The sequence below is a fragment of the Cyanobacteriota bacterium genome (assembly GCA_025054735.1).
Taxonomy (GTDB): Bacteria; Cyanobacteriota; Cyanobacteriia; order SKYG9; family SKYG9; genus SKYG9.
In genome coordinates, this window is the sequence record JANWZG010000043.1 from 1 (window position 1) to 14078 (window position 14078).

The 14078-nt window shown below is 49.4% G+C and carries 14 protein-coding genes and 1 riboswitch; of the genes, 8 read left to right on the plus strand and 6 right to left on the minus strand.

Going from position 1 to position 14078, the window contains the following annotated elements:
• From NZ772_03610 to NZ772_03625, 4 genes are all read left to right on the plus strand, one after another.
• Window positions 1–1662: S-layer homology domain-containing protein (locus NZ772_03610; protein ID MCS6812644.1), on the plus strand; the 1662-nt coding region annotated here is incomplete at its 5' end.
• A gap of 110 nt (window positions 1663–1772) precedes the next feature.
• Window positions 1773–2174 (plus strand): hypothetical protein, encoded by a 402-nt coding sequence (locus NZ772_03615; GenBank protein ID MCS6812645.1) that lies wholly within the window; start codon window positions 1773–1775, stop codon window positions 2172–2174.
• A 122-nt stretch (window positions 2175–2296) separates the two neighbouring features.
• Window positions 2297–2539, plus strand: a complete 243-nt coding sequence (locus NZ772_03620) for a hypothetical protein (GenBank protein ID MCS6812646.1) — start codon at window positions 2297–2299, stop codon at window positions 2537–2539.
• Between the two features lie 29 nt (window positions 2540–2568).
• Entirely contained in the window at window positions 2569–3390 is an 822-nt protein-coding gene (locus NZ772_03625; protein MCS6812647.1) for a prepilin peptidase, read from the plus strand.
• Window positions 3391–3633: 243 nt separating this feature from the next.
• Here the strand turns inward: NZ772_03625 and NZ772_03630 are convergent, their stop codons facing one another.
• Both NZ772_03630 and NZ772_03635 read right to left on the minus strand, forming a co-directional pair.
• Window positions 3634–5415, minus strand: coding sequence for an ABC transporter ATP-binding protein/permease (locus tag NZ772_03630; GenBank protein ID MCS6812648.1), 1782 nt, complete (start codon window positions 5413–5415; stop codon window positions 3634–3636).
• 172 nt (window positions 5416–5587) lie between these two features.
• On the minus strand, window positions 5588–6580 hold the full coding sequence (locus NZ772_03635; GenBank protein MCS6812649.1) for a YdcF family protein: 993 nt from the start codon (window positions 6578–6580) through the stop codon (window positions 5588–5590).
• Between the two features lie 250 nt (window positions 6581–6830).
• Here NZ772_03635 and galE point away from each other — a divergent pair, with 250 nt between their 5' ends.
• Entirely contained in the window at window positions 6831–7859 is a 1029-nt protein-coding gene (gene galE, locus NZ772_03640) for a UDP-glucose 4-epimerase GalE (protein ID MCS6812650.1), read from the plus strand.
• Between the two features lie 226 nt (window positions 7860–8085).
• Here the strand turns inward: galE and NZ772_03645 are convergent, their stop codons facing one another.
• Entirely contained in the window at window positions 8086–8529 is a 444-nt protein-coding gene (locus NZ772_03645; GenBank protein ID MCS6812651.1) for a DUF4278 domain-containing protein, read from the minus strand.
• A gap of 38 nt (window positions 8530–8567) precedes the next feature.
• Window positions 8568–8659, minus strand: a riboswitch (Glutamine riboswitch).
• Window positions 8660–8966: 307 nt separating this feature from the next.
• On the opposite strand from NZ772_03645, the gene NZ772_03650 reads away from it, so the two are divergent.
• The gene (locus NZ772_03650) at window positions 8967–10769 is read left to right on the plus strand and encodes a DUF2779 domain-containing protein (GenBank protein ID MCS6812652.1); all 1803 of its coding nucleotides are present in this window, start codon (window positions 8967–8969) and stop codon (window positions 10767–10769) included.
• A 116-nt stretch (window positions 10770–10885) separates the two neighbouring features.
• Here NZ772_03650 and NZ772_03655 read toward each other — a convergent pair whose 3' ends face one another.
• Window positions 10886–11047, minus strand: a complete 162-nt coding sequence (locus tag NZ772_03655) for a hypothetical protein (protein ID MCS6812653.1) — start codon at window positions 11045–11047, stop codon at window positions 10886–10888.
• Window positions 11047–11460, minus strand: a complete 414-nt coding sequence (locus tag NZ772_03660) for a transcriptional repressor (protein MCS6812654.1) — start codon at window positions 11458–11460, stop codon at window positions 11047–11049. Before NZ772_03660 ends, NZ772_03655 begins: the two co-directional genes overlap by 1 nt.
• Before the next feature lie 116 nt (window positions 11461–11576).
• Here NZ772_03660 and purS point away from each other — a divergent pair, with 116 nt between their 5' ends.
• Complete coding sequence (gene purS, locus NZ772_03665) at window positions 11577–11843, plus strand: phosphoribosylformylglycinamidine synthase subunit PurS (GenBank protein MCS6812655.1); 267 nt, start codon at window positions 11577–11579, stop codon at window positions 11841–11843.
• Here the strand turns inward: purS and tgt are convergent.
• Window positions 11840–12961: a tRNA guanosine(34) transglycosylase Tgt gene (tgt, locus tag NZ772_03670; GenBank protein MCS6812656.1), complete on the minus strand. Its 1122-nt coding sequence runs from the start codon at window positions 12959–12961 to the stop codon at window positions 11840–11842. The two genes, purS and tgt, sit on opposite strands and share 4 nt — an antisense overlap.
• Before the next feature lie 613 nt (window positions 12962–13574).
• Here tgt and NZ772_03675 point away from each other — a divergent pair.
• A partial coding sequence (locus NZ772_03675) for a tetratricopeptide repeat protein (protein ID MCS6812657.1) occupies window positions 13575–14078 on the plus strand: 504 nt, incomplete at its 3' end.

The window sequence follows — 14078 nt, forward strand, 5'->3', positions numbered from 1 at the left end:
CAGGCTAATGTGATCATGGGCAATGGTGACCACGGCATTCTAGTAACTCACCAAGCCAAGGGTGAAGTGCGAGGTAATCAATTCCGCAACAATGGGTTTGGGATCGCTATTCAAAATGATGCCGCCCCATTGCTAGCAGACAATCAGGTGCAACAAAATCGTTGGGGCATTTTTATCTCTCACCAGGCGAAGCCAGTGCTGCGGGGCAATGTTGTGCAGCAAAATCGAGAGGGTGGCCTTGCTATCATCAACACTGCCTTGCCTGATTTAGGGCGAATGGGCGATCCTGGTGGCAATTCAATCCAAAACAACCAAGGATCCAGTGATGTGACCAATGCGACAGAGAGGCGGTTAGTAGCGGTCGGCAACCAGTTGAATCCTAGTCGTCTACAGGGCGAGGTCGTGCTGTCGGCTGAAGCACCTCAACCGCCGGCTACCATTCCCGCCCCTGCTCCAGTGCCCTCGCCACCTACACCAACACCACCAGCTATAACCAGCCAGTTCCAAGACATAGCGGCTCACTGGGCTGAGGCGTTTATCCGAGCCTTAATAGAGCGGCGGGTACTGCGTGGCTTTCCGAATGGCACCTTCCAGCCAGAAGCTCCTATGACTCGTGCCGAGTTTGCCGCCACGATCGTCACAGCCTTCCCTATCCCAGACAAACGCCAGCCAGGGCAATACACTGATGTTCCCAGTAACTTTTGGGCAGCCCAAGTGATTCGCAAAGCAGACAGCACTGGTTTTATGTCTGGGTTTCCTGATGGTAGTTTTCGCCCCCATCTCAACCTAACGCGGGTACAGGCGATGGTTGCAGTTGTCCAAGGCTTAGGACTTAGGGGCGGTGGCCCTAGTGATTTAGGGAACTATCGCGATCGTGCTCAGATCCCTAGCTATGCCGTGGATGCGATCGCCACTGCCACCCAACGCCGCCTCGTAGTCAACTACCCCTTGCTTGACCACTTGCACCCAATGCGAAATATTACCCGTGCTGAAGTTGCAGCTTTAATCTATCAAGGACTTGTAGCTATCGGGGCCGCCCCTGCTATTGCCTCCCCATTTATCGTTAACCCTATGCCAGTTATGACCAACTTTACTGATGTGCAGGGACATTGGGCAGCAGCATTCATTGCAGGTCTCGCTGGACAACGCATGATTGGTGGCTTTCCCGATGGCAGCTTTCGGCCTGATGGCATGATGACCCGCGTGCAATATTGCGGGCTGCTGGTGAATGCCTTTAACCCTGCACCCAAGCGCGAAGCTGTATCGTTCACCGATGTGCCAGCTAATTTTTGGGGAGCCGCTGTGATTCAACGTGCCTATCGTGGTGGTTTTATTTCTGGCTTTACGCATGGCATGTTTCGCCCGCATGACGCGATCGCCCGGGTACAGGTGCTGGTGTCTTTAGTTCAAGGTTTAGGATTACCCCCGGCTGACTTGGCCCTGCTGCATCGCTATCTCGATCAAGACAAGATCCCAGCCTATGCTCGCAATGCTGTTGCCTCAGCAACGGCTAATCACTTGGTGCTCAACTATCCAGTGCAGCAATGGTTGAACCCTAATTTAGCGGCGACTCGTGGCGAGGTAACAGCTATGGTTTACCAGGCATTGGTGCGGGCTAGACGAGTTCCAGCGATCGCCTCTCCCTTTATCATCACCGTCTGATTCTGCACCTGACCAGTTCACTTCAGACTTGAGGTCAAATCTCAGCGCATTTGGCATACTGGAAACACATCTCCATCAACCTATGACAACTCAAAACTAACCCACAACTTATGTTCGGAACCTACCAGCACAGTAACCTGCGAATTGAAGTCGATGCGTCGGATGTCACTATCCGCAAAAGCCTTACGGATCCTAGACAGTTGCGCCAATGGTTATCTCCCCAGCAGATTGACTCTAACCTCACAGAGCCATTACAGTCTGGGCAGCGCTTTGTTAGTTGGCTCGGCCCTATTCCCGTTCAGCACTACGTTGACCAGATAGATGCTAATCGCTTGCGATTGTTGCTCAGTCAGGGCATTGACGGATTCCATGAGTGGCAGTGGGGAGATGGCTGGGTGCAATCTCGGTTAGAGGGTATTTCGCTATTACCACTGAATCTAGGACAGACGTTGACATTGTTGCGGTTGCGATCGTTTCTCAATTTAGCTGCTCGTTCTAAGTCACAGAACTAAGCACTGATTTAACAAACATTAAAATTCATTCTGAGTGTGCCCAGTTCTAATTTCCTAGATAAACTAGAGGCACTCAAAATTATAGGATTAGGATAGTGTACGCTTCTAAACCCAGACCAGACCTGAAAAAGGCCAATCAGTCATCTGCCGAAGCCAATGTTGTGGCTCTAGAACCTGCGGTAATTAAGGCTGCTCGTCAGATCTACCGTACCTATTATGAAGTTCACCCTAACTACCGAGAGTTGCCGATCGGCGTAGCGATTAACCGAGTGAACTACCGGGGTAAACTAATCTTTAAGAATAAACCCGTGTTGTTGCCAGAAGAATGTTTTGTGCCTCTGAAGCAAATCGAAAGTCTGGCTTAGCCCTAAGTACTTAACCCTGGATGATTGCTTTGGACTGGGTGGTAATCGCCCTCTCAACGGTTATAGTCTTTAGCCTGGGGGCTGCCATTGGCAGTTTTTTGAATGTTGTCGTCTATCGCATCCCTGCGGGTCAATCCTTAGTCCATCCGCCATCGCGGTGTCCCCACTGTCAGCATACTCTCTCTCCTCAAGACAATATCCCTGTGCTGGGATGGATACTGTTGCGAGGTCGTTGTCGCTATTGCCGCACAGCGATCGCATGGCGTTATCCCTTGGTAGAGGCCCTGACAGGCTTCATGTTCTTAGTTGTCTTTCTTCAGTTTGATTGGTCAATACAAACCATTCGCTACTGGCTGTTGGGATCATGGCTGTTGGCACTAGCCTTAATTGACCTGGATACCCTTACCTTGCCCGATGTTTTGATCAAGCCCGGACTTATTGTGGGGGTAGTACTCTATCCATGGCAAGCCTATGTTACGGCACCGACTACAGAAACAGTAGTGCAGCATGGCATCGGCGCGATCGCGGGGGCAGTCGTGGGGCTGTGGCTACTCGACAGCATTCGCTTAGTTGCGTCTTTGCTCATGGGTCAAGAAGCAATGGGCATAGCTGATCCCAAGCTAGCTGCTATGATTGGCGCTTGGTTAGGAGTCTCTAATCTGCTAATAGCCCTGTTTATTGCTTGTGCTGCTGGGGCAATGCTTGGGGCGGTTACTATCTTGTTACGCAGGCGCTCGCGCCGCCAGCCCATTCCCTTTGGCCCCTTCCTTGCAGTTGGTGGGTTTGTTGCTGCCCTCTGGGGGCAATCACTGATTCGCCTCTACCTCCAAGCCGTTGGACTGGTTGAATAGATGTGGGAAAGCCCGTACCTAGTTCTGCAATACCTTTTCTCCAAAAACCAGCCACATAGCCTATCAGTTCGTAGTCAGGACTTAAGTCCTGACTACAAGCCATCTGTAGCGATGTTTAGAGAATCCCTGTGAGCCTACACCATAGGCATCGGTAGCAAGAATACTCAGAACTAGCACTATGAGAATGCCTTAGATTTCAACACTCAAGAATCCCCAAGCATCGTGTTCGAGACCTAGGGAATGCTAACTCAAGACCTCTTGCAACTTGTATTGGCTCCACAGATATTGATATAGCCCTGGCTGGTGAAGCAGTTCAGTATGGGATCCAGATTGAACAACTTGTCCTTGATCCATGACGAGGATGCGATCGGCCAAGGCAGCGACTGATAACTGATGAGAAATAAATATCACCGTTTTACGACTTGTACCGTGGGCCAAGTTCTCTAGGATTTGAGTAGCGGTTTGATTATCCACACTGGATAAGGCATCATCCAAAATCAAGACAGGAGCATCCACCAGCAAGGCACGAGCGAGAGCTGTGCGCTGGCGCTGGCCACCGGATAGGGTAATGCCTCGTTCCCCGACGATTGTCTCGTACTGCTGAGGAAAGTTAATGATTTCCGTATGGATCTGTGCCTCCTTAGCAGCAGCTTCCACCTGGGATAACTCACTTTGGGGAGCGCCATAACGAATATTGTCCTTGATGCTAGTGCTAAATAGAAAGCTGTCTTGGGGAACGTAGGCGATCGCACCCCGCAAATCTGCAAGACGCAGCTTGGTAATGTCATAACCACCCAGAAATAGCTGATTGGGTGCAACATCCAATAAACGCGGTAAGGCATTCGCCAAAGTGGATTTGCCTGAGCCGACGGGGCCTACGATCGCCACCATTTCTCCTGGGTGGATGGTAAAGTTTACATCCTTCAGGGCTGGGTAGGGTGCTCCTGGGTAGGTATAGGTTAGGTGACGAGCAGTGATGCCTAAGGCTTTTGTTGTGAGCCTATTAAGGTCACCGCTGCTAGCAGACTCTGGTGCCAACGTCACAGCATCTGGAGCGTCTACAATTTTGGGACGATTGCTGAGCACAGCCTCGATGCGATCGATACTGACTTCGCCCCGTTGGTAAGCGGTGATTGTAAATCCCAGTAGTGCTGTGGGAAAAATTAGCCGCTCGATATACAGCAATAGGGCAACAAAGTCGCCAACCGTTAGGGTATTAGCCGCAATGGCCCCTGCTCCTAGCCAAAGCAGAATCAAATAGCTAAGGCTAGCAATCCCAATCAACATGGGAAACAACAGGTTACGGGTTTTAGCCAAGGTTAAATTGGCAGTCAGCAATTGTTGATTGAGGCGACGAAACTCTGCCCGCTCGTTTTCTTCTTGGGCATAGATTTTAATCAGGGCTATGCCGCTCACATCTTCCTGAATTAAATCACTCATGTCTGAGAGTCGCTGTTGTACCTCTAGCTGTTCCGATCGCAGCCGTTCGCTAAATAACTTCACCAACACCAGCATGAGGGGATAGACCGAAATAGCCAACAAGCTCAACCGTAGATTGATAGACAACATCACAGGCAGCGTCAGCCCATAGGCAAATAGCGTATTGACAAAGCTTAGGACTGCAAATCCTAATAACCGCCGGATGTTGTCAACATCACTCGTAAACCGGCTAATCAAGTCCCCAGCAGTGTTGGTGGCAAAATAGGCAGGCTCCATACCCAGCAGATGATTAAACATTTTCTGCTTGAGGTCATATTCCACCTGTCGCCCTGTACCAAACAACAACATGCGCGACACAATCCGGATTGCCCACATGAGGGATGCCATGCCCACAATCAGCAATACCCCCTGCAACACGTCAGCAAACCGATTAGTAGTTTGCAAGCGGTTGACACTGCTGCGAATGACCAAGGGGATCAACACGCCCAAGATATTGACGATGAGAATGGCTAGAATGCCTGCGATCGTCGCCTGCCAGTGGGGACGCAGATACTCGATGAGTTTGTGAAAGCGCGATTGTGCCATGGATAACTCAACACAGGTAATTAATGATTAATCATGGCCTTGAGCATGTCACTGTCCATGAAAAGCTAATAACCAGTGACAAGACCAACAGACTCACGGCGCAGACCATTTCATCACCATGCCTAGTTACTCCACGACTTGCTAGTGGCAACCCTACTCCACTCCCACCATTCTAGTTAATTCCGGCAGCAATACGGAAGCGTAAACTAATAGCTCTCAACGCATGGCCAAGAACTTTGATGGATCGCGCCAAGGCTTCAGGGTTGGGTAATAGCTTTGATACTCTCTCTTCGGTGCTAGCTGCAATCCGACGGGTAGACTTGTCTGCAAAGGTAACTTGGAAATCAGTAGGAGCACCTGCAACGGTTAACCCTTGTCGCTGAAAAATAAACTTGGCAATGCTCATATCTGCCGCTGAAGCCACCAAAATAATGCGTTTGGGGAGCTGTCGATCGTTCAGCAGCTTGTTGACATTAGCAGCAACCGTTTGCAGCCTAATTCCTTCTGATTCCACAATGATGCGGTCACCGGGTACCCCTAGATTAATCAACAACCCTCGAATATCATTACCTTCATTGACAATTTCTTCCTTGCCATCTCCTAGCTTATCTATGGTACGCGGAGTACGTAGCCCACCTGTCACAATCACAAAACCAGGGTTAAGGGAGCGATAGAGTTGGGCGGTGTAGGGCACGCGATCACCACTAGCCGACACTTGAATTTGAGACACACCAGGTTCCTCCGGCGTTGGGCGAAAGTTCGGGCGCGTAGAGCCTCGTCCCAGCAAGACAATCGATCCAGACTCTGGGCTGAGGGCGTTAGCTGCACCTACAGCCGACTGTTCCTCCAGCTTGACAAATTCATCAGAAACTAACGGCAAGCTGAGAATGAGAAAAATACTTAAGGCAATCATCGCCGCATTACTGGGAACTTGTTTTTTGTAGGCATACACCAAAAAGCTAACAATTAAGTACAGGAGTGCCAGATTCGCAACGGCAATAATTGTCTGGTCACCTGGCAGCAACAACAGGGCTATGGGAATGGCCACTAAGATAATGCCCCCCAGCAGTGCCAAGGTTGCTGTAGGGATAACCTGCTTAACTAAATAGGTGATTCCACTAATAATTAGGGCGATGAGTATCGCCAACGACAGCAGTTCAAACATTGCTGCGAGTCCTTATCTAAAGCAGTGACATCTGAGCAACTGATGGGGATAATGCGACTAGGAATGATGAATAAATGTGAGTAGTTGTTAAGCTACAGACATTACGGACAGAATCATACCGTTAGATACCGACTCTGGCATGACTAATTAACTAATGACTATGCAATTGCAGGGTAAGTCTAGGCATTGATCTAGGTATTATCTAAGACAGTTATTCTCACTCTTGACACGCAAACTGAGGAGCACCAACGTGACAGAAACAACCCCATCAGACGCACCCACACCTGTGCCTACAACTGTTTTAGTAACAGGCGGAGCTGGTTATATTGGTTCCCATGCTGTATTGGCCCTGCAACAGGCAGGTTATAGCGTGATTGTGCTAGACAACCTAGTGTATGGGCACCGAGATATTGCGGAAACCGTATTGAACGTACCTTTGATCGAAGGGGATACAAACGATCGCCCGTTGCTTGATCGCCTCTTCACCGAGCACAAGATTGCGGCTGTTATGCACTTTGCAGCCTATGCCTATGTGGGTGAGTCTGTCACAGATCCAGCCAAGTACTATCGGAACAATGTGGTGGGCACCTTGACCCTCCTAGAAGCCATGGTTGCCCACAACATTAAAAAATTTGTCTTTTCCTCCACCTGTGCTACCTATGGCGTGCCCAAAACAGTTCCTATCCCTGAAGAACACCCCCAGAACCCCATCAATCCCTATGGCATGAGCAAGTTAATGGTGGAGCAAATTTTAGCTGACTTCGATCGGGCCTACGACTTTAAGTCAGTGTGCTTTCGCTACTTCAATGCAGCCGGTGCTGACCCACAAGGCCGCCTAGGGGAAGACCACAACCCAGAAACCCATCTCATTCCCCTAGTACTGTTAACAGCCTTGGGCAAGCGTTCCTCCATCTCCATCTTTGGTACAGACTATCCTACCCCTGATGGCACATGCATCCGAGACTACATCCACGTTACTGATTTAGCTGATGCTCACGTCTTGGGACTGAACTATTTGTTGAAGGGGGGGGATAGTCAAATTTTCAACCTAGGCAATGGTAATGGTTTTTCGGTAAAAGAAGTGATTGATGCGGCACGGCAAGTAACTGGGCGAGAAATTCCCGCTGTGGAATGCGATCGTCGGCCCGGCGACCCCCCTGCGTTAGTAGGTAGCAGTGCCCGTGCCCGTGAGTTGTTGGGCTGGCAACCACAATACAGCGATATTACGGAAATCATCCGCCATGCGTGGCAGTGGCACCAGTCTCGTCATGCTGGCTAAACCCCTAGCTAACCCCATGCTCTCGTACTAAACAGCATTAACACAAAAAACCATAGCGACTAACTAGTAGCCGCTATGGCAGTCAACAATAGTTACCAACTCTCTAATAACCAGCTCTTGGCTGTCAGCCAATAGTAGAAACTCAGCTCTTCACTGAGACCTACCCGTCGATAACGACAGTGCTGAACGTTGGCATCAGCCTTTGACTAGAAACTACCCCTAGTTGCTAGCTGAGTGCTGCGGGGCTGTGGTCGTAGTCATCCCAGAAGGTGGGGTGAACTTTACCTTGAATGCGATCCCAACGAGCATCGTCGCCAACTTGCACCCCAATCTCAGCAGCCGATCGACTCAACAGTGCTTGCTGACGAATCTTGACTGCGCGATGGTGACCCATCATTAGCGATCGAGCTAGGGCAAAAACTGAACCTTGAGCACTGGTCGCCACGGGCTGGGTTGTAGCTGTAGTTGCTGCTGCTTGAGGAGCAGTCACACCAGTTTGATAGGCAATACCGCGATAGATCAAGTTTAAGGTGGGTAGCTGTACAGGCAATTGCTTCACATTGCAGAACCGCCAGTCTAAGCCACGATACTTACCACCAACATTACCGTTAACTGCCGCTACAGCGGGTGGGTTGTAGTCGTATGCCAAACCACGATAAAAGAGTTTCATAGGTCGCCTCCAGAGTGTATCGAGTAATCATCAGTTGAGGCGCGTTCCTTCAGGGGTAACCCTTACTTCCGTCTCTGGATTCACCAGCGCCTTAGAGTTAACACTGTAGAAACTTCCAGAGATGAACGATTTATTATTTCTGTATTCAGTTTTACAGTTTTTAGAGAAAATGTCAAGTCTTTTAGGGAAGTTTTCTTGGATTTTCTCTGGAAATACTAGACAAGAGCCTTTCCAGCAAGGGTTACAGCCATAAGTTCAGATTCTGTGGGCAAGAGAAAAGTTAGTTTTTCTTGACAGTTTGACTCTCTGGCGTGAAATCCCTTGAGCACTATGAATTGATAGCGCAATAGACATGTGAAGAAATGCTGGAGCAGCCCTACATCCCCTTACGTCCTAGAGCAGCAAGGTGAGGTAAAAGTGAGGCAATGTTGCTCCTGATGTCTATGATGCCCTATCTATCGAAATCAGATTTTAAGCTGGCGCAAGAGTGTCCTACCAAGCTGTACTACAAAAAGCTGGGTTATCCTTCCATTGCTGATGAGAATCCCTATCTGCAATTGCTAGCCGATGGCAGCTACATGATAGAGGCGATCGCCAAACTACTGTTTCCCCATGGCATCGACCTTATGCCTGAACTAGGGAGTAAAGATGGCATTGACCATGCTATTTGCCAAACCCAAGCTGCTCTTACGGCTAGCCACGTTACTCTGTTCGAGGCAACGTTTTACAGCCACGGCAAACTGGCACGGGTTGATATTTTGGACAAGCACGGCGATCGCTTTCACCTGATTGAAATTAAGTCGAAGGGCTATAACTCTAAGGATTCCTACAATCTACGGGGCAAAAAAGGGACGATTCTGGCAGAGTGGCAACCCTACCTAGAAGATATTGCCTTCCAAGTACTGGTTTTACAGGAGCTATTTCCCCATGCCCAGGTTCATCCTTTTTTGCTGGTGCCTGACCAGGCTAAAACCACCACGATTGATTGCATTCATTCTCTGTTTCACCTACAGCACGTGCTCGATCCAGCCTCTGGACGCACTCGTACCGTTGTGCAATTTATGGGCGATCCCGACCAGCTACGGCACGATCACTTTTTGACCCAGGTTGATGTCAGCGCTGAGGTGGCTGAACTGCTTCCTCAGGTAAAAGCTGCGGCTCAACGCTATGTAGACAGCTTGCAACCTCAGATAACAAGGCTGGAGCCACCGTTGGCTGTGAATCGATGTAAAGTTTGTGAGTTTCGGGCAACAACCACCGACGGTCGTAGTGGCTTTCGGGACTGTTGGGGGGCATTGGCAGATCCATCCCCTCATCTGTTAGATCTCAGCTACATCACTGATGCGATCGCCCAACCTCTGATTCAGCAAGGCATCACTAGCTTAGTTGATATTCCCCTCGATCAACTCGTGAAAAAAGATGGCACCATCGGCGCTCAAAACCAGCGACAGCGCCTCCAAATTCAACACACTCGCAGTCGTACAGAGTGGATTGCCGACGGTTTTCCAGAGCAATTACGCGCCTATCCCTATCCCCTGCACTTCATCGACTTTGAAACCTCCACGCTTGCGGTACCCTACCACGCTGGGATGCACCCCTATGAAATTGTGGCTTTTCAGTGGAGCTGTCACACCCTCTATGCCCCCGATGCCCACCCAATCCATGCTAACTGGTTGAATCTAGAGGACTATTTTCCCAATCTGGCTTTTGCTCAGTCTTTAATGCAACAGATTGGGACTGAAGGCACAGTATTTATGTGGTCACATCACGAGCAGACTGTTCTGCGCACAATTCACCAGCAATTGCAGGCTCTGGGTCATGACGATCCCCCGTTGCAGCAATGGTTGAAGGAGATTACTGCCGGACGGCTGGTAGACATGTGTAAGCTGACGATCGCTAATTATTTCCATCCGCTGATGCAGGGCAAAACCTCAATTAAGGTAGTACTGGAAGCGGTTTGGAGCAGTAACGCGGAGCTGCAATCGCGCTATCCTGAGTACCTGCGTCTAGACAATGGCAAAATCCTAAGCCCCTATCGAGCATTACCATCGTTGACGATCGCTGGTACACCTGTCAGTATTACTGAAGGCACTGGCGCGGTTCGTGCCTACCAAGCCATGCTCTATGGCGCAGAAAGGCACAACATACACCAACGCCAGCAATGGGCACAGCTTCTCCAGCAATATTGCTGCTTAGATACTCTAGCCATGGTCATGATTTGGCAACATTGGACTCGATAATCCAAGGCATTCGCAGGTTTGTAGTAATACTCAGGATCCACACCCCCTTGACTCCCATATGCAGCCAGTTTCCAAGAATTGGTATGGGTTCCTAACGATGAGTTGCACGTGTAATGCTACAGACGCTGACGACGGCGTTTGCGACGAATAGTCCGCCGCACTTCCATAACTAGCGACACTATAAACCAGAGTCCTAAACCAGCAATTCCTATTCCCAATAAGACTACACCAATGAGGAATAGCTGTTCTGGATCCCACTTGTTTAGGAACGATCGCATTACGGCTGAGTGACTCCTGCTTCCACGGTTTGGTTAGATTGGCACTGAGTACACAATCCAAAAAATTCCAAGGTGTGGTAGAAGATTTTGAATTGGTACGAGTCGCTCAAACGACTCTCTAAATCATGTACAGGACATTCCTGAATAGCTATGGAAGCCCCACATTGCAGGCAAGTGAGGTGGTGGTAGTCTTCTTTGGTTAGGCTATAGAGTGACTCCCCATTGCTCAAAGTCCGCACTTGCACCAACCCCTCTAGCTTCAAAGCGTCCAATGAGCGATATACAGTTGCTAGGCCCATCATTTCACTGCGCTTACGCAACTCCATGTACAAATCCTGAGCGGAGATTGAGCGTTTTAAGGTTTTCAGCAGCTTTAGAATTTTCTCTTGGCTGCGGGTGCGATTGGTTTTCATACAATTACCGACTTATCGGATATGCCTCACGGGAATACAGGGTCAAGAGGCAAAGGTAGTCTACAATCTATCTTGCCGTCTAACTGGCAATGTGAACAGATTTTTAGAATACGATTGTGACCCAGACCTATCGAGCTTATCTCTACATTACCCTACGTCCCTCTGTTCTAGATCCTGCTGGCACAGCCGTGCAATCTAGCTTAGCTCAGCTAGGGTACTGCAATGTGGAACAGGTACGTATTGGCAAGTATATCGAAGTGACGTTAGCAGCAGACTCAGAGCAAGATGCTAAGGATCAAGTTGATCGCATGTGCCATCAACTGCTTGCTAACCCCGTCATCGAAAACTACCGATTTGATCTGTCACCCATTTCATCAGGCTAGTTGGTTTGTTCAGCGGGTGCTAGCCAATGGGCAAAGGTTTCCGCAAAATTGCCTTGCTCGATAGCTGTACGAATGGCTTGGGTAAAGCGCACTAACTCTGTAATGTTATGGATAGAAAGCAACGTAGCAGCTAAGGATTCTCGTGCCTTGATCAAGTGGTTCAAATAGGCGCGGGTGAAGGTCTGGCAAGTATAGCACGGGCAACGCTCGTCCAGAGGTCGAAAATCTTCCTGAAAGCGAGCGTTTTTTAGGTTCCAGCGAATGCCGTTGACTAGGGCTGTGCCGTGGCGAGCTAACCGGGTTGGAATCACGCAGTCAAATAGGTCAATTCCAGCCGCGATCGCCTGGGCAATTTCCCGATGGGTGCCTACCCCCATAAGATAGCGGGGTTTGTGGGCAGGAAGCAGTGGGGCTGTAACCTGAACAATGGTCTCAATCAGTTCGGGGGGTTCTCCTACGCTTACACCCCCGATTGCATAGCCTGGCAAGTCAAACATGGCTAGGGATTTAGCTGCCTGTTGACGCAAGTCTGGATAGACTCCCCCCTGGACAATTCCAAATAATGCCTGGTCAGGGCGCTGATGGGCTTTAATGCATCGCTCTAGCCAGCGCTCGGTGCGCACCGTAGCTTCTATAACTGCTTCACGACTGGTAGGGTAAGGCGGACACTCATCAAACGCCATGATGACATCTGCCCCCAGCTCGTTTTGGATTTGTATCGACGTTTCTGGGGTGAGATGAATAAGCTGACCGCCTCGAGGCGATCGAAACGTTACGCCTTCGTCACTGATGTCTCGCAATTCGCTGAGGCTAAACACCTGAAAACCACCAGAATCGGTGAGAATCGGCCCTGTCCAGCCCATGAATCGATGTAGTCCTCCGGCTGCGGCCACGATCGCCTCCCCCGGTTGCAGATGCAGATGATAGGTATTTGCTAAGATCATCTGTGCTCCAGTTGATTGGAGTTGGGCGGGGGTCAACGTCTTAACATTTGCCAATGTACCTACAGGCATAAACCGAGGGGTTTCCACAATGCCGTGGGGCGTTGTGAAAATTCCTGTGCGTGCTTGTGTCTGGGCACAGGTGATTTGACAGTGAAAGGTAAAGTGATTATCCAACTGAAGCTCTAGCGTATTAGCGTAACCCCCTCTACCAACAGTCGGGGTCTTCTTCATCTAAGAATTGAATCAGTTTTAGCGCACTTAACCAATCTTCCCACCCAAGTTGCCAGCGTCGAGCTTTGGATCCAGATTGTTTATCATGATGTTTTAGTGGTGCTTCTAAAGCTGGTTGCACCGATTGCATTGTTCTCGTAACCATTGAGCCGCTTCCCCCAAGACTGCTATACGTCAATTGTATCTTGGGCTACAGCCTAGATTGGCCGCTTCACAGGAGATTTATATGTAATTTTATGGCGTAGTGTGTCTTTAAGTTAAGGATTGGTTATGTCTACAGAACTGCATTTAGAAATGAATTTGGTTGCACTGTAGATAAGTAATTCTGCTTAGATTGATAGGAAAATGCTATCACTTATACTCTGTCCAGTACTCTGTCTAGGTAGCCTAGGCAATTGGTCTAGGGCAAGGGCGGGTAAGGCTATACCAAGCCTATAGCAGCGTTGCTTGTAGTCTAGGCAACGGCTCCCTTCTGCTTGATTGTAGTGATCGTCTGTTACCGTTTTCCAACCAATCGTCGAATGGGAGATTATAATCAGGCTAATCCGTGATAGCAGTGAGACGTAGATTTGTGTTTAAGCAGGTATCTAGTTTAGTACTGAGTGTACTACTTGGCGCTTGGAGTGTAGGCCAACCAGTGGGTGCCCAAGTGCTGACTCCTCGCGTTCCTCAGGTAGACTTAAAAGCTCTAGAACAGCAGGGGCTAAGTATTGCCCAGGAGGCCGCTCAGCTTGCTCAGTTTGAGCAATTTGATGAGGCCCTTCCCCGCGTTGAGCTGGCTAGTCAGCTTGCACCTCAAAATAGCCAAATCTGGGCGTTGTTAGGGAGTCTCTACTTACAGAAAGATGAACTAGATAAGGCGATCGCAGCTCTACAGCGGGCACGGATGCTAGACGCAAGCAATGCTCCAGTGCTATTTGCCTTAGGGAATGCTTACTTTCAGCAACAAAGGTATACTCAAGCCGTCGAAGCGTTACAAGCGGGGCTGAAATTGAAGGCTAATATTCCAGGTGCCCTGTTTGATTTGGGAAATGCATACTACATGCTGAAGCGATACAGT